Raw genomic sequence first — 18625 nt, forward strand, 5'->3', positions numbered from 1 at the left:
ATGAATTTCGGATAACGGATAACGGATGATGGATGACGGATTACGACAACGCGCAATAACTGCCACCGCTTTTTCCACCGGTGTCTGGCTGCTGCTGGCGGTGGGTTTGTGGCGGGTCTGGCCGGAAGGCGGGCGGCGCTGGGCGCTGCTGTCTGGCCTGCTGCTGGTTTATGTGCTGGCCCTGTTCTGGCGCAATTTACCCTACAACCACCGCCAGGGGGAAACGGCCGTCTTGCCCACCCTCGGCCTCGGCAACAGCCTCACGCTGTATCGTGGTCTGGCGACAGCGCTGTTGGCCGGTTTCCTGTTCTCGCCCTGGCCCGGCGGCTGGCTGGCCTGGCTGCCTGCCATCCTTTACATGACCGCCGACATCGCCGACTACCTGGATGGTTACGCCGCCCGCAGAGCCAACCACGCCACCCGCCTGGGCGAAATTCTGGACATGGAATACGACGGCCTGAGCGTGCTGATTGTCACCCTGCTGGCCGTCTGGTATGAGCAGCTTCCGCTGTGGTATCTGCCGTTGGGGCTGGCCCGCTACCTGTTTGTCTTTGGCCTCTGGCTGCGGGCACGGCGCGGGCTGCCCATCTACGACATGCCGCCCAGCGTCCATCGGCGCATCTTCGCCGGTTTCCAGATGGGCTTTCTCAGCGCCGTGTTGTGGCCCATCACACCGCCAGCCGGGGCGACGATTGCCGGGGTGGTGTTTGGCGCGGCCACGGCCGTTAGCTTTCTGCGTGATTGGCTGGTGGCAGCCGGTCGCCTGGACCCGGCCTCGGCGTGTTATCGGCGCTGGCAGCGGCGCATCTATGTGGCGGCCACGCGCTGGCTGCCGCTGCTGCTGCGCCTGATTCTGGCGTTTTGTCTGGCGGCGCTGTGGCCGCCGGATTGGACAGCGTTGTTCGTCACCTGGGGGCTGCCGGGAGCGGCGGCCTGGGCGATTGGCTGGCTGGCGGTGATGGCGGCGGCGGGCACGGCCGCGGCCCTGGGCGTGATGGGGCGGCTGGCGGCCATCTTTCTGGTCTTTCCCCTGGGCTTCGACATGCTGACGCGCGGCCTGACGTGGGCCAATGGCGCGGCCCTGGCCGGCGTCATCGCCATCATGCTGCTGGGAACCGGCGCATTTTCGCTCTGGCAGCCGGAGGAACGCTGGATGGCGCGCCGGGCAGGGGAGAGGGTGACAGGGTGACGGGGTGACAGAACGGCTTGAATCCAAAATCCGCAATCCGCAATCTGCCATCCGAAAGTGGGCGGTTGTGCTGCCCTGGGTGGTGGCGGTTGGGTTGTTAGCTCTGGCGCTGCGGACTATTTCGCTGGCCGAGGTTTGGGCGACGTTGCGACGGTTGAGCCTGGGTGGGTTGGCGGTTCTATCGCTGGTGAATGGGTTGGTGCTGGTGTCGTTAAACGGCCGTTGGTGGATTATTTTGCGCGCCCAGGGCCATACGATTCCGTTTTTTAAGCTCTTTGGCTATCGTCTGGCGGCGTTTGGCGTCAGCTACTTCACCCCTGGCCCACACTTTGGCGGCGAGCCGGTGCAGGTGGCCCTGGTGGAACGGCGGCATGGCGTGCCCCGCGCCACGGCCGTCGCCGCTGTCGCTCTGGACAAATCATTGGAGCTGCTGGTCAATTTCTTTTTCCTGGTAGTGGGCGTGTTGGTGATTATGCGGCAGCGTTTGTTTGGCGCGATGGTGGATGGGACAACGGCCGTACTACCCATCGTGCTACTGGCCGTTCCTTTCCTCTTTCTGGCGGCCACCTGGCGCGGCTGGTATCCCGTCACCTGGGGGCTGCGCCAGATGGCCCGCCTGCCCTGGCCCTGGCGCGCCCGCTGGCAGCCCAGAGCCGACCGGCTGCTGGCCGGGCTGCAAGCCAGCGAAGCGCAGGCGACCCTTTTCTGCCAATCCAGCCCGGCCGCGCTGACGGCCGCGCTGCTGGTTTCGCTGCTGAGCTGGCTGCTGTTGATTGTGGAATATGGGCTGATGCTGCGCTTCTTGGGGTTGGAGTTAACGGCCGTGCAAACCATCGCCCTGCTCACCGCCGCCCGCATCGCCTACCTGCTGCCGCTGCCCGGCGGCCTGGGCACGCTGGAAGCCAGCCAGGTTCTCACCCTGACGCTGCTAGGGCTGGACCCGGCCGCCGGCCTCAGCGCCAGCCTGCTGATCCGCGCCCGCGATGTGCTGCTGGGTGTATTGGGCCTGTGGTGGGGCGGCCGGCAGTGGAGGAAGTAATTATCAAACCTTCGGCAAGCTCAGGACCAATCGGCAATTCTAAAATCCAGCCTGCTGCCTGGCGTGTTAGTTGGGGAGGGGCAGGCTCATGGTTGACGATAGGCCTGCTCCACCAGGTCTGCCAGGTGGGGCCAGGCAAAGTGGGCGGCGTAATGGCGACGGCCGTTGGCCGCCAGCCGGTCACGCTCCTGCGGCTGGGTTAACAGGTGGATGAGGTCGGCCGTCAGACCCGGTATATCGCCAGGGGAGCGCAAGAGGCCGGTTTGGCCGTGCAAAACGTATTCACTCACCTGCCCCACCGCCTCGCCGACAATGGGGATGCCCAGGGCGACCATATCGGCCAGTTTGACGGGGCATTTGGCCCGGTTGAGCAGCGTATCTTCCATGAGGTAAATGCCCACGTCGGCGCGGCGCAGCAGGGCGGGCAGCGCCGCTTCATCTATCCAGCCCACATCTTCCACTGCGTCTAACAAATCGGCGGCGGCCAACTGCTGGCGGAATTGGGCGGCGTCGGCCTGGTAGAGGCCGGCGCCGACGGCAAGGATGTGGAGCTGGGGTACGGCCGTTTTCACCCCGCGCAAAATAGCCACCAACCGCTCCGTCTCAAACTCAAACAATCGGCTGTACAGCAACAGTTGGGGCTCTTCTTTAAGATGGTAAACGGGTCCAGGTTCCCCGTTCACCCTTAACTCTCCCCTCTCCCCTCTCCCCTGTTCCCCAATTCCAGCCCCATTGGGCACATACACCACCCGCTCCGGCGGCGCGCCATGTCCCCAGGCCAACGTTTGCAGGGCGCGGCTGGCGACGGTGAGGGCGTGGCAGTGCGTGAGACCCCACCGTTCCTGCCGGGCGAAGAGCTGTTTTTGCGCCCTGGAGTAGGGGGCCAGGTCATTCCAGCCGCCCCAACCTTCCCAATCGTCGCTGTCTACCACCAGGCGCACCTGGCGGCGGTGGAACTGCCACAGCCACCAGGCGACCAGACCGCTGTACGCTTTGGGCTTGAAGCAGTGAACCACGTCCGGCTGCCAGGCCAACACCTCGCGCGTCAGGCGGTGGGTGATACCTGGCGTTCCACCGGACAGGGGCACGTTACGGATAAAGACGCCATCTTCTTGCCAGGTTTTATCGGCTTCGGCGGGGGTATGCCAGGGGGGCATAAAAATTTGCACAACATGGCCGCGGGCGGCTAACGGCCGTGCCAACCCCAGCGCCCGGCTGCGCATTGTCTTGTTGGGATGAAAGCCAAACGGCCCGACCATGGCAATTCGCATGTGTGTCATTCATATTTCACTGTCCAGTGCGCCTTTACCAGCCTACACACTGAACACTGAACACTGAACACCAACCCTACGCCGGCGTCTCGCCGGACAGACCGGGGTAATTCTGGAAATCGGTGGGGGGAACGGCCGTGCTGTCAGCCCGTTCGGCCAATAAAAGATGCAGTTGGGGATGGTCGGCATACACGCCGCGATACTGTGGCGGCAGCATGGCGGCAATCTGGCACATCACTGCGTCGGTTTGCCGGCGCAAAAACAGATCGCGTTCCTTGCTGCGCGGCATGGGCGGCAGGCTGCATGGTTCACCAATGCGCACATGAATCGTCAACCGCTGCAGCCGCTTCAGTTTGTTAATGACCATACGGTCTTCCGTGCCCCACACGGCGATGGGAATGACCGGCGCGCCGGTTTTGGCGGCCAGGAAAGCCACGCCTTCTTTGCCTTCCTGAAGCGTTTCTGTCTTGCTGCGCGTGCCCTCCGGGGCCATCGCCAAAATTTGGCCTTGTTTTATCCGTTTGATCACTTCGCGCAAGGTGTCGTAATCGGCTTCGTAGCGGTTGAGCCACAGGGCGTCCAACTGCTTCATCACCCAGCGCCAGAAGAAAGATTCTTGATACTTTTCGGCGACCATCAGGACAAAGTCCTCCCGGTTGGAGATGATCACAGCCAGCGCCGCGTCGAGTCGGCCTAGATGATTAGAGGCAACGATGACGCCGCCGGTTGACGGAATGTGTTCAAGCCCTTGCACGTCAATCTCGGCGATGACGCGCAAGATAGGGCGAGTGACTAACCGCATAAAGCGAATAAACTTCATAAGGTTTCCTATTAGGTTATGGCGTCAGCAGTGGTGCAGGGATGGTTGTTGCGCCAAAAGTCGGCGTCATTTTCGCCAAACTTCAGCAGTTAAGGCTTTTTTGGCATGGTTCATCGGGCGAAACATCTTCTTTACAAATTTACGCGGCATTGTCATGCTGAGCGGAGTCTTCGGAGCGAAGCATCCCGCTAACGCCAGAGGAACGGGATGCTTCGGAGGATGCTTCGGCTTCGCTCAGCACAGGCTCTCAGCATGACACGCTTTTTTGCTAAATTTGTAAAGCACAAATCAACTGAAATGAACCATGCCGCATTTTCGGAATTAAATAAGCCTTCAATCCGAAAATGCCTCAAGCGAATTCCGAAATACATCGAATTTTCACTCGATTGTTTTTCGGAATTCGCCTAAGACCAATTGGCGAGTACGGCCGTTAGCTCCATCAAGTTCTGAATCGTCGCATCGGGGGTCAGCCCGGCTGGCAGGTGGAAGCGCTGGCTGGCACGGATAAGGACGGCGCGCATCCCGGCGGCGTGCGCCCCCACAATGTCATGCTCCGGCGCATCACCGATGAAGACGGCGTTGGCCGGGTCCACGCCCAATTCGCCCAATACGTGCCAGTAGGGGGTTGGCTGTGGTTTCCATTTGCCGGCGTCAGCGGAAAAGAGCATGGCGTCGAAGTAGCCGTCCAGCCCAAAACGGCGCAAATCTTGGATATGGGCCGCGCCGCTAAACATGGTGTTGGACAACAGCCCAACCTTGTAACCGGCGGCTTTCAGGTGGGCCAGGATGTCTTGCGCGCCGGGCAGGGCGTGGGCCTGGGAACAAAGCGCGGTCTGGTACAGTTCCGCCGCTTCGGCCAGCCAAGCCGGTTGGATACCATTGGCGCCGCAGCAGGTGTGCAGAATATCGGCCAGAAAATCTACCAGGCGCAGGTTTTGGCCGCCGGATACGGCCGTTTCCCATTTCCCCGGCAAAATCGCAAAGCCAGTGTCCCGGAAAGCAGCAAACTCCGGCAGTTGGTCGCCCTGCTGCCGCAAATGGTCATAGGCCGCCTGCAAACCGGGCGTTTCCAACATCGGCCAGGCATCGTAAGGCCCGGTATACTCAATCAACGTCCCACCCAGGTCGAAGATGACAGCTTTTATGGTCAAGAGTTTACTCCGTGTTCCGTGTTGCGTGTTCTGTAAACCTCAACTGAATACTGAACACTGAACACTGAATACAGGCTTCTAATTGTATTCCACCAACTTGGCCACCGTAACACCGGGGCCGCCTTCGCCGTCTTTGCCCTCTTCCCAGGAGGCGACGTGGGTGTTGCTTTTCAGGGCTTCGCGCACCCCTTCGCGCATCCGACCGGTGCCCTTGCCGTGAATGATGCGCACCCAGGGCATCCGGGAGAGGAAGGCCGTGTCCAGAAAACGTTCCAATTCGGCCAACCCTTCTTCCACGCGCTTGCCGCGCAAGTCCAGTTCAAAGCCGGTGACGGCGGCGACGGTGGCGGTATAGCCGGTTGTCTCTTCTTCTTCCATCGGTCGCCCTTTAAACTCCAGGTCTTCAAACCGGGCGCGCATTTGCAGGCGGCCCATCGCCACCAGCGCCTCGTGGCTGCTAATGGCAACCACTTCCGCTTTGCGGTCCAGCGATTTTACCAGCACGGTATCGCCCACTTGCAGCTTGCGGCGGATTTGTTTGGTGGGTGGTTTGGGCGGCAGGGTAACGGCCGTAATCGGCTTCAATTCCGTCTCTTCCACCGCCGCCACTTCCTGACTGACCTTCTTGAGCTGATTCAGCGACACCGCGTCCCGAATCTGGCGGCGGGCGCGGGTCAATTCCGTCTGCACCGCCTCGATTTCTGCCCGCGCCTGCGCCTGCGCCTCGGCCAAAATCTGACGGCGCTCTTCTTCGATATGCGCCAGCCGCGCCGCCAGCTCATCCCGCTGGGCATCCGCTTCGCGCAGCGCCAGCCGCGTGCCCGCCTGCTCCGCTTCCATTTTTTCGCGCAAATCGTAAATGGTGTCCAGCAGCGTCTCCGCCTTGTGGCTGCCCGCGCCCAGCAGGCGCAGGGCGTCTTCCAAGATGGTCTCATCCAGCCCCAGGCGACGGGCGATGGCAATGGCGTTGGAGCGGCCAGGCAAGCCGATGGTCATCTCATAGGTCGGCGAGAGCGTTTCAATGTCGAACAGCAGCGAGGCGTTGGTCGCCCCTGGCGTTTGCCCGGCGTACAGCTTCAGCTCCGGGTAATGGGTGGCGATGAAGGTCGTCGTCCCTTTGTCGCGTAGGAAGTTGACGATGGCCTGGGCCAGGGCGGCGCCTTCGGCCGGGTCTGTGCCGGAACCCAATTCATCAAACAACACCAGGCAGCGATCATCCACCTGCTGCAAGATGCGGCTGATGTTGTTGACATGCGCCGAGAAGGTAGACAGGCTTTGCTCGATGGACTGCTCGTCGCCGATGTCGGCGAACACGTTGTCGAAAATGGTCAGGCGGGCTTCGGTAGCCGGCAGGTGCAGGCCAGATTGGGCCATGAGGACCATCAGGCCGGTGGTTTTCAGGCTGACGGTTTTGCCGCCGGTGTTGGGACCGGTGATGAGGACGATGAAAATGTCATCCGCCAGCGTCAGGTCGGTGGGCACGACGCTGGCCGGGTCTAGCAGCGGATGGCGCGCCCCTTTGATCCAGATGGCCGAGCCGGGGTGGGGATTGGGCGGCGGCGGCGTCCATTTTTCACGTTCGTTGGCGTGTTTGGGCGGGCGAGGAGCCGCAAAGACGCGCCAATCCACAAAATCCGGGGCAACGCCGTTGATCATAGAGGCGTAGCGGGCGCGGGCAAAGATGAGGTCCAACTCGGCCAGGCGGGCGACGACGCGCTTGATGCTGTCGCCTTGTTCGGCCACCTGCCGCGATAGTTCGGCCAGGATGCGCTGGACTTCATTTTGTTCGGCGATTTGCAGGCCGCGATATTCGTTGTTCAGTTCTACCGTCGCCAGCGGTTCGATCCATAACGTTGCGCCGCTGCCGCTTTGGTCGTGGACGATGCCTTTGATGCGCCCTTTGGCGTCGGCGCGCAGGGGGACTACGTAACGGCCGCTGCGCATGGAGACCAACGGGTCTTGCAGGTATTGGTTTTGGCTGCTTTGCAGGATGCGCTGCAATTTATCCTGGATACGGCCGTGTACCACCCGTAATTCCTGCCGCAGTTTCGCCAGCTTAGGACTGGCGCTGTCCAGCACTTCGCCGCGCTCGTCCAACGTCTGGCTGATGGCCGAGACCAGGCCGGGGCATTCTTCGATTAACTCGCCAATTTCCGCCAGGCGGGGGAATTTTTCTTCGGCTTTCAGCAGGTTGCGGCGCAGGTCGCGGCCGGCCGCCAGGGTACTGCGGATGGCCAGCAGGTCTTCGGCCAGCAGGGTGAAGCCGCGTTCGGCGTTGTCTACCGAGCGGCGCACATCGCGCGCGCCGCCGATGGTGACGCTGGTGTGGCTGTCTAGCAGGCGCACGGCTTCGCTGGTTTCCGTCTGCCATTGGCGGGCTTCCAGGATGTCGGTGGTGGGCGTGAGGCTGCGGGCCAGCTCTTCACCGCCGCTGAAGCTGGTGTAACCGGCCAGAATATGCCGCACTTTATCAAATTCCAGGGTGAACAGACTCTTGGTATCCATGCGGGCTAGTATAACTGAAATTCGCTGCCTATAATAAAAGCTGGACGGTGGATAAAGTGGCCTGTGGAGATAGAGAGGAGCGTGTGATGATGACGCAGCCGATAAATTTTTATGAGCAGGTGTATGCAGTGGTGCGGCGTGTGCCGCGGGGGAAGGTGACGAGTTACGGCCGTATCGCCAACATACTCGGCCATCCCCATGCGGCGCGGGCTGTCGGTTACGCCCTCAACGCCCTGAAAGACAAAGATGCTCCAGCTTATCAGGATGTGCCCTGGCAGCGGGTGGTCAACAGCCAGGGACGCATCAGCATTGTTAACCGGGAGTACGGGGCCAACGTGCAAGCCGATCTCTTGCGCGCCGAGGGCGTCGTCGTCAGCGAAGAGTTAAAAATTGACCTGCGGGTGTATTTATGGGAAGGGCTGAATCTGGCCGAGATTGATGAAATCTTGGCGAGCAAATCAGGCTGAAGGGGAATATATGACAAAGGGACAAAGTAACGAAGGCACAAAGGAATCAGAAAATCGGCATGGTTCATTTCAGGCGATATGTGGTTTACAAATTTAGGGCAAAGACATGTCATGCTGAGAGCCTGTGCTGAGCCTGCCGAAGCATCCTCCGAAGCATCCCGTTCCTCTGGCGGTAGCGGGATGCTTCCCCGTTCGACGTTGCTCAGGGCCGAAGACTCCGCTCAGACCTTGTCCTGAGCAACGCCGAAGGAATGACAATGTCGCGTAAGTTTGTAAAGAAGATGCTCAATGAACCATGCCAAAAATCTCTTACCCAAACGATTCTCTGAGACGGGCGATGATTTTGCGGTCGGTGACAGCGAAGGCGTAGCGGTCCAGGTCGGCCAGGGTGACCCAGGCGTGGTCGGCGACGCCAATGTGTTGGGGATGGCCGCCAATGTGGCTGGCGTGGTAAGCGTGGAGGGTAATGCGGAAGTGGGTGTAGGCATGTTGGATGCTGGTCAGGTGGTCGCCGACGCGAATTTGCAGGGCCAGTTCTTCTTCTATTTCCCGTTCCAGGGCAGCGGGCAGCGATTCGCCGGCTTCCTGTTTGCCACCGGGAAATTCCCACAAGCCACCGAGCAGGCCGTTTAACGGCCGTTGGGCAATCAAAAACCGCTCATCCAGCCCCGGGCCATTTTGCCAGATAATCGCGGCGACTACATCGTAATGGGGGGTGCGCTGGCGTGGTGGTTTCACCGGTCTTTCAAGCTGTGTGCCACGCTGCCGCGCCAGGCAGTGGGCAGTCAGTGGGCACAGCAGGCAGAGCGGCTTTTGCGGCAGGCAGATCGTCTGGCCCAACTCCATGAGCGCCTGGTTGTAATCGCCGGGACGATCCGACGGCACGAGGTCGGCGGCAAGCTGCCAGAGGTGGTTTTTGGTTGCCGTTTGTGTCACATCGTTGGGCAGGTCGGTGAGACGGCTGAGGACGCGGATGACATTGCCATCCAGCACAGGGACCGGCTCGCCATAGGCGATAGAGGCGATGGCTCCGGCGGTGTAACGGCCGATGCCTTTGAGCGTTTGTAATTGGGCGGCGGTGGGGGGGAAACGGCCGTGCCACTCCGTCACCACCGTTTGGGCGGTGGCGTGCATATTGCGCGCCCGGCTGTAATAGCCCAGCCCCTCCCACACTTTCAGCACGTCATCCAGGGGCGCGGTGGCCAGGTCTTGCACGGTGGGGAAACGAGCCAGCCAACGCTGGTAATAAGGCAGCACAGCAGCGATTTGCGTCTGCTGAAGCATAATCTCGGCCACCCAGATGCGGTAAGGGTCGCGCGCGCCGCGCCAGGGCCAATCGGCGTGCCCGGCATCCCACCAGTCGAGGAGGAGGGTAGGAGGGGGAGGGAGGGTGTGGTTCGTCATTTGTGGTCCGCTGCGTGTCAGGCCCGGAGGTACTGCACCACCGGATGGCGCTGACCGGCGATTTCGTCCAGGTTGGCGGCGACGAGTTCGCCGCGCTGATAGAGGTGTTCCACATGCGCCCCGGTCTCTTCCAGCGCCAGCAGCACGTGGTAGCTTTCGACGCGGCCAAATAAATCACGGCTGATGTCGGCGATGGATTTGGGTTCGCAGCAGATGTCCATCACTTTTTGCAGGCGTTCGTCGTGGGATTGGCGGATGGCGGCGATACGGCCGTATACATCTTCCATCGGCTCCTGATGCCCACCCAGCCCCAGCCGGATGCCCGGCACTTTTTCGATTTTCTTGAGTGAATCCAGGTAATGGCCCAGGCCCATGTTATTGGTGATGGATTCGGGCGACTGGTGCGGCGTGATGCGCGACAGAACGTGGTCGGCCGTCAGCAGCACATCGTCTACGTGCAGGCAAACCTGGCCGGGGCAGTGGCCGGGCACATGGTAAACATGGATGCCGCCCACCGTCAGTTCGTCTTCATCCAGCAGAAATTGGACCGGCATAGAGCGATAGTAATTTTTGCCGAAGTGGTAAGCGGCCATCAAGCCTTGCCGATGTTTGTCGGCCACGCCGGCGCGTTCCAGAAAAATATCCAGGCGGCTGGCGGCAAAGACAATGCGCTCCTCGAAATTGGACAATACACGCCGGTCTAAAATGTGGACGCCAATGGGGGCGTTGGTGAACTGGCGCACAAAGGGCAGCCCGCCGAAATGGTCTATATGGCCGTGGGTGATGAGGATGGTGGTGACGGCCGTTAAACCAATGGCTGGATCATACTGCTCGGCAACGGCCGTCACGCCGGCCAGCAGTTCGTCGTTGGCCTTGTCGTAGCCGGAGCCACAGTCCACCAGGATAAGCTGGTCGCCATCGCTGATGAGATAAATGTTGTTGACGAGGGTCGGAAAGGAACGCACCGGAAAGGAATAAATAACCCGGCCGGCGCTGGTGGTGAATTTTTGGATGGTTTTCATGGAGAGGATTATAGAATTGTCAATGGTCAATAGCCAATTGACAATTGACAGTTCGAGCAGGACCAGGCTGGTTTTCATCCGCTGCCGCGTCCTTTTTCGCGCGGTATCGTTCCCTGACATACACTTCGCGTTATAGAACCGTACCAGATTCGGGAGGTCGCCGTCCTCTGCTCTGGCACGGTCTTCCGTGATACGGTGCAGTTGGCGGGTATACTCTATTGGTGCAGCAAGTACGGCCGTCGAGTTGGTGATTGGCAAGTGAAAGGGGTTGGGCGACGCTGTGCAGACGCAGCGCCGGAACGTGGAGCCTGGTGGCCCAAATCGGTATCGACATAATGGGCAAAGCTTACACCGGAAGCGTTTGGTCTGGCAAACCTTTCGGCCGAAAACGTCACCCACCGCGCGCTAAATTGTTCCGGCCGGCATGATACAATCACCGGCAAAGTCAAGATCAACGAAGAGGTTTCAGTGCATGCTGCAACTGCTTCACGGGCGCGGCGGTTCAGAAAACTACTGGTGGCCGTGGTCGCCGGCATCATAGGCGGTGGCATTGCCGGGGCGCTATTTGGCGCCGCCTTCGGATTATTGATTACCTATGGTGGAGAAGACATAGGCATGGGCCTCATTGTTGGCGCTTTAGCTGGCGCTCCTATCGGAATGGTGGTCGGTGCGCTGACCGCCTCAGTCAGCGGGGTGATAGCCCAACTCCACCGCACAGCGCTCACCCCTAGGCTTGGCTCCTGGTTGGGCGCAATCTTCGGCGCGACGCTGACAGCGCTTTGGTTCAGCGGCCAATTCATGTGGCCGGTTTCGCTAACATTCCTCGTTACTGCCGCTGGCGCGCTCTGCGGCGCCGCGGGCGGCTGGCTCGCCGGCCGTTTCTACAGATACGCATGGGCAGAGCCGGACCAGGATGCAAATACGTGATGGGGAAACCAGTGGCTGTCATTCCGCTTCAAGACGTTCGCTTGCGCGCTGAAGTGGATGGTCAGCGCCAGTATCCTGGCGAATAAGCTAAACCGCCACCCAGAGTGGATCAACACCTACGAGCGGGTAACGGTGAATCCCTATACTGGGGCCGGTCTTCCAGACCATACCACATTTGGCTGCGACAACGGCCGTTCCCCATTCACTTTTGGCGATTGGTTGGTGGGCAACGGCCGTTCCCCATTCCCTGTTAGCTGTTGGTGTTGGGGAAACGGCCGTTCCTCGTCCAATTCGGCGCTTCGATAACGTAGTCAAACTCTCTGAGGACGGTTGCGACTCCGGTGTGAATGTCCACCGTTTCCAGGATGCTGATTGCCTCGCGTTCAGCGGTCCACTTTCGCAATGTCTCCTGACTAGAGATCGGCCGCTGCCGGGATAACCTCTTTGGCAAAGGTTTCGAGCGGGGTGATTTTGTAAACATCCGGCATATTGAATATCGCGTGGGAGAAACCCATCGCCGAAAGTTCCTTGAGACGGCCGATGACGCTGTCTAGAGTGTCATCTCCGGAGAGATTCACGGTGCTGAGGGACGTTTTCTCGATTGTGTCGTAATCGCGTCCTAGCGCTTCGCAGTGCGCTTTGAGTGTGTCGAGCGCTTTTTGCATATTTTCCTTACCCACCCACTCGCCGATATTGCAGGCGTCGGCATATTGCGCCACCATTCGCAGGGTCTTATTCGGTCCCGTACCGCCAACCATGATACGTGGATGTGGGGTTGAGAGCGGGCGGGGATTGTTGGTGATGGCCGGCGCGGAATAATGCTTGCCGGCAAAGGACGCCTCATCGCTGTTCCAGAGCGCCTGCGCCAGCTGCAAATTGTCCTCTAGCTGCTCGAAGCGTTCGGATGTGGAGGGGTAGGGGATGCCGTAACCTTTTGCCTCTTCTTCATACCAGGCCGCGCCAATGCCCAGATAAGCGCGACCGCCGGAGAGAATATCAAGGGTGTTGACCATCTTCAGCAAAACGGAAGGGTGGCGATAAATAACGCCCGTCACCAACACGCCGAGATAGGCTTTTTCAGTTAATCCGGCAAAATAGCCGAGCGTGGTATAGCTTTCCAGCATCGGGTCGGTATAAGCTTCGCCGAACAATCCCTTGATTTGATAATAATGGTCCATGACCCAGAGGCTGTAAAACCCGGCTGCTTCGGCGGTGGTGACGATTTCTTTGAGTTTTGGACGGATAACGGCCGTTCCCCCTGGATACTTAAAAGACGGAATTTGTAATCCAATGCGCATGATCAATCTCCTTTTTGATATTGTTCGTCGCTGACCTGTTCCAGCCAGTCAACAGCTTTGCCGTCGAGGTATTCCTGGATGGCGATGTGGGTAACGGCCGTTTCCGGCGCAGCCCCATGCCAATGTTTCTCACCCGGCGCAAACTGCACAACGTCGCCCGGTTTAATCTCCTCAATCAGGCCGCCCCAGCGCTGCGCCCGACCACAACCGGCCGTGACAAGCAACGTCTGCCCCAGCGGATGCGTATGCCAGGCGGTACGCGCCCCTGGCTCAAAGGTGACGCTGGCGCCACCCACCCGCGCCGGTTCTTTGGCCGCAAACAAAGGATCAATCCGCACCGTACCGCTAAACCAGTCGGCCGGACCTTTACCAGCAGGCTGTGTGCCATTTCGTTTGATTTCCATTTGGAACTCCTTAACCTGGACAAGCCAGAACCAAAAAGAGGTCATCAAAGATTACACAGATTACACAGATTGAAGATAAAAATCTGCGTAATCTGTATTGGTTACAATTTGGTCGAGGTCATTCCTTCGACAGACTCAGGACAAGTTCTGAGCGGAGTCTTCGGAGCGAAGAATCCCTATTTATCGGCAGCAAGGGGATTCTTCCTCGAAGACTCGTCAGAATGACATCGTTTCCAACCAAATCGTGACCATTACAAAAATTTGCGTAATCTGCGTAATCTTTGACAATATTCTTGCTCACTGTATAAAAAATTGGCTCGTAAGGTATTAATCAGCCAGTTCTTGCTCTCTCGTCAAGACCGCGTTTTCATACACCTGTATTTTGTGGTTGAGCAAGTTTAAGATTTCTTGCAGTTCAGCCATCCTGGCCATAAGTTGGGCGCGCTGCGCCTGCAAGATTTCTTTCCTGGCTTCAATGGTCTCATCCCCCTGCTGCACAAGCGCGAAATACTCAATCAGCACTTCAATCGGCAGCCCGGCCGTTCGCATACACTTGATGAAATCAACCCGCCTCAGATCAAGTTCGTTGTAATCTCGGATGCCGCCATCAGTCCGGCTGACTGGTGGGAGCAGGCCAACTTTCTCGTAGTAGCGCAGCGTATCTACCGACAGCCCGGATTGTTCGCTCACTTCTGAAATCTTCATGTTTGCACCTCCGCAGGGTAGTGTAACACCTGGAGTTAACTCCAAGTCAAGGGGGAATTTTGCTATTGGCTCACTTTGGGAGTTTTGGCCCAACCCCTCAAAATGGTTCAATCTCGCCTGTGGGGAACAGACCCGCCATATCCTCTGCTCTGGCACGGTCTTCCGTGATACGGCGCAGTTGGCGGGTATAATCTATTGATGCAGCAAGTACGGCCGTCGAGTTGATGATTGGCAAGTGAAGTGTGGCGCGGCGGGACGCCGGCCACAGCCCGCTTGCCAGTCACCAACCTGCCCGCCATATTGCCAACGGTTGACCATTGACAATTAGGTAACGGCCGTCATTTCCCCCCGATATTTCTCGTACAGCTTATCTTCGACGACGGTGCGCAGGCGGGCAACGGCCGTGTAAATCTCGCTAAACGTCGTGTACAGCGGCGTCAGGCCCAGGCGGATGTTGTCTGGGCGGCGAAAGTCGGGGATGACGCGCATTTCCTGGATGTACGCCTGGCTGATGCGCCAGGCGTCGGGGTGGCCAAAAGAGACGTGGGAACCGCGCCAGGCCGCTTGCCGCGGCGAGTTGAGGCGGAAGCCCAGTGGTTCCAACCACGCCTGCCACAAGGCAATCAGGTACTCGCTTTGGCGGACAGATTTGGCGCGCAGACGGTCCATTCCCGCTTCCCACAGCAGGTCTACGCCGGGTTCAACGGCCGTCAACGCCACAACCGGCGGCGTACCGCTGAGGAAGCGGGCCAATCCAGGGGCCGGTTCATATGCCAGGCTGAACTCAAACGGCCGGTTCTGCCCCATCCAACCAGCAATGGGATTTGCCAGCTTTTCCTGCCCGTCGCGGCGAACGTAAAGGAAGGCCGGCGCGCCGGGGCCGCCGTTGAGATATTTGTAGGTGCAGCCCACGGCCAGGTCGGCCTGGGCGGCGTTCAGGCGCACAGGCAGCGCCCCGACCGAGTGGCTGAGGTCCCAGAGCATGAGCGCGCCGTGTTGATGGGCCAGATGGGTAACGGCCGTCATATCATAGGTATAGCTGCTTTTGAAGGCGGTGTGCGAGAGCGTGACCAGGGCTGTGTCCTCATCCACTGCCTGCGCCAACGCATCTACTGGCCCATGAATGCCATCCGGCGATGACACAACTTCAACATAACAGCCTGACCCCAACAAACGGCAGATGCCCTGTAAAATATACAAGTCAGAGGGGAAATTCAGGTCGTCGGTGACAATTTTGTGGCGGCCGGGTTGGGCTTGCAGCGCCGCCAGGGCCAGCTTGTAGAGATTTACCGACGTAGAATCGGCCAGCAGCACCTCGTCGGGCTGCGCGCCGACCAGCCCGGCGATTTTGCCGCCAACGCGGGCAGCCAGGTCCATCCAGCCCTCGTTCCAGCCGCGAATCAGCCGGTCGCCCCACGCCTGCGCCACCACATCGGCCAGCCGGGTTTGCGCCGCCAAAGGCAGCCGCCCCAGCGAATTGCCATCCAGATAAATCAGGTCTGGGTCGGTGATGAGGAACTGCTGACGAAATGCGGCCAACGCATCCTGCGCGTCAAGCTCTTGGGCGTAGGCGGAATCGGTTGGCGTCATGAGGCGAAGATGATGGATAACGGGATGGTGTGGGCAACGGCCGTTTCCCTTTTCGGCGTTGTCATTTGCGCCGCCGGGTGGTCTGGTCGCAGTGGATAAACGGCCGTAAATGTGGTCCCATCGGTTGGGTCTGTGGCAAAGCTGACCCGCCCACCCAAAAAGCGTTCGCTCAACAGCCGCATACTATACGTGCCCAGGCCGCGCTGCGCCCCTTTGGTCGAAAAAGAGCGCAAAAAGACCTGCCGCTGCACGGGGGGACGCATAAAGGTGGGATTATGCACCCAAAAATAGGCCCGACCATTGGCCGACCGGCTGCCTACCGTTACCGTATCGCCCACGGCGCAGGCTTCCAGCGCATTTTTGATCATATTACCCAAGACGCGGCCAAGGACGGCCGTATCCGTCACCAAAAGAAAATTCTCGGCCTCTGGCGACAGACATACTTCACATCCCCGGTCGGTGGCCTGCATGGTGTACAAAGCGACAAGTTCTTCCAGCAGCGGTTGGGACAAAGCGTCGGCCATTTCCAGCTCCAGACGGCCGTTCTCCGCCGCTAACAACTGCTGCTGCGCCGCAATCTCATCCATCAGCTTGTGGGAGGCCCGGTTAAGCATCTGGCTTAACGGCTCGTCACCCATTTGCATTTCCACCAGTTCGGCGACGCCATGAATCACCGTCGCCGTATTGCGCAAATCATGAAAAAGATGTGTTCCAAAACCTGCCGCCGCTTCTCATCGGCGATATTGGTCACGGAGAAAACAGTTATCTTTTCCCCATCTACAGTTAACGGCGTGGCCTTCACGCGCAGATCCAACACATCAAACTGGTTGTCAACATGACGCGCAATCCGGCACTCCTGCACGTTGGCCTGGCCGTCCTGAGCGATTAGAATGGCGGTAATGGCCCCACAAGAACGGCAAAATTCAGTCGTACCGCAGCCGCCGAATGTGGTAAAGGCGTGGTCGCAGCCGATAACCTCGCCCACCCGCAGCCCAATGGCCTCATCTTTGTCAGATAGATTGGCAAACTCGGCTAAGGGTTGATTGATGTAAATGACTTGCCGCTGCGGATTCAAAATGACGACCCCGTTTTCGATGGCGTCTAACACCTGGCACAGAACCCCCAATTGGGAGAACTGCTGGTGGCTCCACATCACTTGAACAGGTTCTTCGCGCGCGGCGCTGGCAAATTGTGTCTGGTAACTGCTCATCCTACGGCCCATCCTCATAACTTCTGGTGGTTTTTGCGCTGTTGCCCACAGCCGATTTGCTCTTCGTATAACGTGCTTTGTGCCAGACCCAGAAAGGGATGTACACAATAAAACCATACTCCATCTGGGCGGTTCTGAAAATAGGCCATAAATCATAGGGGAGAGGGGACGGCCGTTTCTCCCCGCCATCTCGCCCTCAATTATATTCAGGACAAGTCAGACATTACGGCTTACGGCTGCTAGAGCAAAATGGTGAACGTGGCGCCGCTGCCAGGGGTGGAGGTCACCTGAATCGCGCCGCCATGGGCGGCTATCAGCGATTTGGCGATGGCCAAACCGAGGCCAGATTCGCCGCCCTCCTGGCGCGCCTTGTCGCCGCGGTAGAAGCGGTCGAAGATATGGGGCAAATCTTCCGGGGAGATGCCGCTGCCAGTATCGGTGACGCTTAGCTGCAGGCCGTCGGGTTTGGCCGTTGAGGGGTCGGCGCGCAGGGTGATGTGGCCGCCGGTCGGGGTATGGCGCAGCGCGTTGCTGACCAGGTTGCTTAATACCTGGCGCAGCCGGGCCGGGTCTACGTGGGCTGGGGGCAGATGCGGCGAGGCAACCACTGCCAGGTGGACATTTTGCTGCGCAGCCTGGTGGGCATACGCCGACTGGACCTGAATGAGCAGTTCGTGCGGGTCTAATGGCTCTTTGTATAGGGTCAGGTTGCCGGCGTCGGCCAGGGAGAGGGTGCGCAGGTCTTCGACCAGCCGTTTGAGGGTATCCACTTCCTGGGACATCACTTGCAGCCGGGGCGGCGTGGGGGTCAGGTCGCCATCTTCCATGGCTTCCAGGTAGCCAGAAAGAACCGTGAGCGGGGTGCGCAGGTCGTGGGCGATGTCCGCGGTCATCTGGCGGCGCTGCTGGTTAGCGCGGGCCAGTTCGGCGCTCATCTGGTTGAAGGTGGTCGCCAGATCACCCAGTTCGTCCTGGGTACGCACGGGGACCTGCTGCTCCAGGTCGCCGGCGGCCATGGCCCGGCTGGCGGCGGCCAATTCTTGCAACGGCCGTGTCAGGGTCTGCGCCAGGACAATCGCCAGCACAATGGCGACGGCCGTTGCCGTTAACGCCCCCATCAGCAGCGCCCGATTGATTTGCCTGATGTACGCCTGTTCCTCTGAACTGCGCGGCGGTGGTTGGTTCACCGGCAGCACCACACCCACTTGCACCTCGTCTACCATCAAGGGAATGCCCGCGGCCAATTCTTCAGCCGCAATGACCGTATCGCGCCGGTAGGGGCCGTTTTCAATGAGGATACGGCCGTTCTCGTCTGCCAGGGCAAACGGCGAATCGGGCCGCCGGAAACCAACCCCATAGCCATGACCCCGCCGCCCAATGCCGGCCCACGAACCGTTTGCCACGTAATAGGCCAGGGCATCGTCTACAAAACTGCCCCGTACCTGCTCTTGCAACAGCGTGTTAAAGGCCCGCTCATTGGACTGCCGTACGATAATCGCGGCAATCAACGAGCCGGTCAGGCTGACAGCCAGAAAGGTTAAGATGAGTTTAACGCGCAGTGAACGCATACGGATTGCCCGGGGGAAAGTGTTCAGTATTCAGTGGACGGCAAACTGAACACTG

General features: G+C 59.5%; 18 protein-coding genes. 5 read left to right on the forward strand and 13 right to left on the reverse strand.

Annotation, left to right across the window (positions count from 1 at the left end):
- The first annotated feature begins 25 nt into the window (after nucleotides 1-25).
- Together IPM39_16190 and IPM39_16195 are read left to right on the forward strand one after the other, a co-directional pair.
- Nucleotides 26-1189, forward strand: a complete 1164-nt coding sequence (locus IPM39_16190; protein MBK8987591.1) for a CDP-alcohol phosphatidyltransferase family protein — start codon at nucleotides 26-28, stop codon at nucleotides 1187-1189.
- Nucleotides 1190-1193: 4 nt separating this feature from the next.
- The gene (locus IPM39_16195; GenBank protein MBK8987592.1) at nucleotides 1194-2228 is read left to right on the forward strand and encodes a flippase-like domain-containing protein; all 1035 of its coding nucleotides are present in this window, start codon (nucleotides 1194-1196) and stop codon (nucleotides 2226-2228) included.
- An 86-nt stretch (nucleotides 2229-2314) separates the two neighbouring features.
- Here the strand turns inward: IPM39_16195 and IPM39_16200 are convergent, their stop codons facing one another.
- The 4 genes from IPM39_16200 to IPM39_16215 form a co-directional block, all read right to left on the reverse strand.
- Nucleotides 2315-3508 carry a glycosyltransferase family 4 protein gene (locus IPM39_16200; protein MBK8987593.1) on the reverse strand — a complete coding sequence of 398 codons (1194 nt, stop codon included), beginning with the start codon at nucleotides 3506-3508 and terminating at the stop codon, nucleotides 2315-2317.
- Between the two features lie 67 nt (nucleotides 3509-3575).
- Complete coding sequence (locus IPM39_16205; protein ID MBK8987594.1) at nucleotides 3576-4319, reverse strand: 1-acyl-sn-glycerol-3-phosphate acyltransferase; 744 nt, start codon at nucleotides 4317-4319, stop codon at nucleotides 3576-3578.
- Nucleotides 4320-4723: 404 nt separating this feature from the next.
- Nucleotides 4724-5470: an HAD family hydrolase gene (locus tag IPM39_16210; GenBank protein ID MBK8987595.1), complete on the reverse strand. Its 747-nt coding sequence runs from the start codon at nucleotides 5468-5470 to the stop codon at nucleotides 4724-4726.
- Nucleotides 5471-5548: 78 nt separating this feature from the next.
- Nucleotides 5549-7975 carry a Smr/MutS family protein gene (locus tag IPM39_16215; protein MBK8987596.1) on the reverse strand — a complete coding sequence of 809 codons (2427 nt, stop codon included), beginning with the start codon at nucleotides 7973-7975 and terminating at the stop codon, nucleotides 5549-5551.
- Nucleotides 7976-8061: 86 nt separating this feature from the next.
- Between IPM39_16215 and IPM39_16220 the strand changes: the two genes are divergently transcribed.
- Nucleotides 8062-8442, forward strand: coding sequence for an MGMT family protein (locus IPM39_16220; GenBank protein MBK8987597.1), 381 nt, complete (start codon nucleotides 8062-8064; stop codon nucleotides 8440-8442).
- 309 nt (nucleotides 8443-8751) lie between these two features.
- On the opposite strand, the gene mutY is transcribed toward IPM39_16220, so the two are convergent.
- Both mutY and IPM39_16230 read right to left on the reverse strand, forming a co-directional pair.
- Nucleotides 8752-9846, reverse strand: coding sequence for an A/G-specific adenine glycosylase (gene mutY, locus IPM39_16225; protein MBK8987598.1), 1095 nt, complete (start codon nucleotides 9844-9846; stop codon nucleotides 8752-8754).
- Between the two features lie 17 nt (nucleotides 9847-9863).
- Nucleotides 9864-10946 carry an MBL fold metallo-hydrolase gene (locus tag IPM39_16230; protein MBK8987599.1) on the reverse strand — a complete coding sequence of 361 codons (1083 nt, stop codon included), beginning with the start codon at nucleotides 10944-10946 and terminating at the stop codon, nucleotides 9864-9866.
- Between the two features lie 390 nt (nucleotides 10947-11336).
- Between IPM39_16230 and IPM39_16235 the strand changes: the two genes are divergently transcribed.
- Both IPM39_16235 and IPM39_16240 read left to right on the forward strand, forming a co-directional pair.
- A complete protein-coding gene (locus tag IPM39_16235; GenBank protein ID MBK8987600.1) occupies nucleotides 11337-11795 on the forward strand; it encodes a hypothetical protein in 459 nt (152 codons plus the stop codon).
- A 57-nt stretch (nucleotides 11796-11852) separates the two neighbouring features.
- Nucleotides 11853-12101 carry a hypothetical protein gene (locus tag IPM39_16240; protein MBK8987601.1) on the forward strand — a complete coding sequence of 83 codons (249 nt, stop codon included), beginning with the start codon at nucleotides 11853-11855 and terminating at the stop codon, nucleotides 12099-12101.
- Between the two features lie 107 nt (nucleotides 12102-12208).
- Here the strand turns inward: IPM39_16240 and IPM39_16245 are convergent, their stop codons facing one another.
- The 7 genes from IPM39_16245 to IPM39_16275 all read right to left on the reverse strand — a co-directional run bounded on the left by IPM39_16245 (nucleotide 12209) and on the right by IPM39_16275 (nucleotide 18570).
- On the reverse strand, nucleotides 12209-13093 hold the full coding sequence (locus IPM39_16245; GenBank protein ID MBK8987602.1) for a TIGR03560 family F420-dependent LLM class oxidoreductase: 885 nt from the start codon (nucleotides 13091-13093) through the stop codon (nucleotides 12209-12211).
- 2 nt (nucleotides 13094-13095) lie between these two features.
- Nucleotides 13096-13497 (reverse strand): cupin domain-containing protein, encoded by a 402-nt coding sequence (locus IPM39_16250; GenBank protein MBK8987603.1) that lies wholly within the window; start codon nucleotides 13495-13497, stop codon nucleotides 13096-13098.
- Between the two features lie 327 nt (nucleotides 13498-13824).
- A complete protein-coding gene (locus tag IPM39_16255) occupies nucleotides 13825-14202 on the reverse strand; it encodes a MerR family transcriptional regulator (GenBank protein ID MBK8987604.1) in 378 nt (125 codons plus the stop codon).
- A 324-nt stretch (nucleotides 14203-14526) separates the two neighbouring features.
- Nucleotides 14527-15792 (reverse strand): kynureninase, encoded by a 1266-nt coding sequence (gene kynU, locus IPM39_16260; protein MBK8987605.1) that lies wholly within the window; start codon nucleotides 15790-15792, stop codon nucleotides 14527-14529.
- On the reverse strand, nucleotides 15789-16466 hold the full coding sequence (locus IPM39_16265) for a sensor histidine kinase (GenBank protein ID MBK8987606.1): 678 nt from the start codon (nucleotides 16464-16466) through the stop codon (nucleotides 15789-15791). The genes kynU and IPM39_16265 overlap by 4 nt, the downstream gene beginning before the upstream one ends.
- A complete protein-coding gene (locus IPM39_16270) occupies nucleotides 16463-17002 on the reverse strand; it encodes a hypothetical protein (protein ID MBK8987607.1) in 540 nt (179 codons plus the stop codon). Before IPM39_16270 ends, IPM39_16265 begins: the two co-directional genes overlap by 4 nt.
- A gap of 239 nt (nucleotides 17003-17241) precedes the next feature.
- Complete coding sequence (locus tag IPM39_16275) at nucleotides 17242-18570, reverse strand: HAMP domain-containing histidine kinase (GenBank protein ID MBK8987608.1); 1329 nt, start codon at nucleotides 18568-18570, stop codon at nucleotides 17242-17244.
- Nucleotides 18571-18625 lie beyond the last annotated feature (55 nt).

This window comes from Candidatus Leptovillus gracilis (assembly GCA_016716065.1).
Taxonomy (GTDB): Bacteria; Chloroflexota; Anaerolineae; order Promineifilales; family Promineifilaceae; genus Leptovillus; species Leptovillus gracilis.

What these genes read in the sequence shown, in the direction of transcription:
- IPM39_16190 (MBK8987591.1), top strand. Translation starts at nt 26, where the DNA reads ATGATGGATGACGGATTACGACAACGCGCAATAACTGCCACCGCTTTT.
- IPM39_16200 (MBK8987593.1), bottom strand. Translation starts at nt 3,508, where the DNA reads ATGACACACATGCGAATTGCCATGGTCGGGCCGTTTGGCTTTCATCCC.
- IPM39_16205 (MBK8987594.1), bottom strand. Translation starts at nt 4,319, where the DNA reads ATGAAGTTTATTCGCTTTATGCGGTTAGTCACTCGCCCTATCTTGCGC.
- IPM39_16215 (MBK8987596.1), bottom strand. Translation starts at nt 7,975, where the DNA reads ATGGATACCAAGAGTCTGTTCACCCTGGAATTTGATAAAGTGCGGCAT.
- IPM39_16220 (MBK8987597.1), top strand. Translation starts at nt 8,062, where the DNA reads ATGATGACGCAGCCGATAAATTTTTATGAGCAGGTGTATGCAGTGGTG.
- mutY (MBK8987598.1), bottom strand. Translation starts at nt 9,846, where the DNA reads ATGACGAACCACACCCTCCCTCCCCCTCCTACCCTCCTCCTCGACTGG.
- IPM39_16230 (MBK8987599.1), bottom strand. Translation starts at nt 10,946, where the DNA reads ATGAAAACCAGCCTGGTCCTGCTCGAACTGTCAATTGTCAATTGGCTA.
- IPM39_16240 (MBK8987601.1), top strand. Translation starts at nt 11,853, where the DNA reads ATGGTCAGCGCCAGTATCCTGGCGAATAAGCTAAACCGCCACCCAGAG.
- IPM39_16245 (MBK8987602.1), bottom strand. Translation starts at nt 13,093, where the DNA reads ATGCGCATTGGATTACAAATTCCGTCTTTTAAGTATCCAGGGGGAACG.
- IPM39_16250 (MBK8987603.1), bottom strand. Translation starts at nt 13,497, where the DNA reads ATGGAAATCAAACGAAATGGCACACAGCCTGCTGGTAAAGGTCCGGCC.
- IPM39_16255 (MBK8987604.1), bottom strand. Translation starts at nt 14,202, where the DNA reads ATGAAGATTTCAGAAGTGAGCGAACAATCCGGGCTGTCGGTAGATACG.
- kynU (MBK8987605.1), bottom strand. Translation starts at nt 15,792, where the DNA reads ATGACGCCAACCGATTCCGCCTACGCCCAAGAGCTTGACGCGCAGGAT.
- IPM39_16270 (MBK8987607.1), bottom strand. Translation starts at nt 17,002, where the DNA reads ATGAGCAGTTACCAGACACAATTTGCCAGCGCCGCGCGCGAAGAACCT.
- IPM39_16275 (MBK8987608.1), bottom strand. Translation starts at nt 18,570, where the DNA reads ATGCGTTCACTGCGCGTTAAACTCATCTTAACCTTTCTGGCTGTCAGC.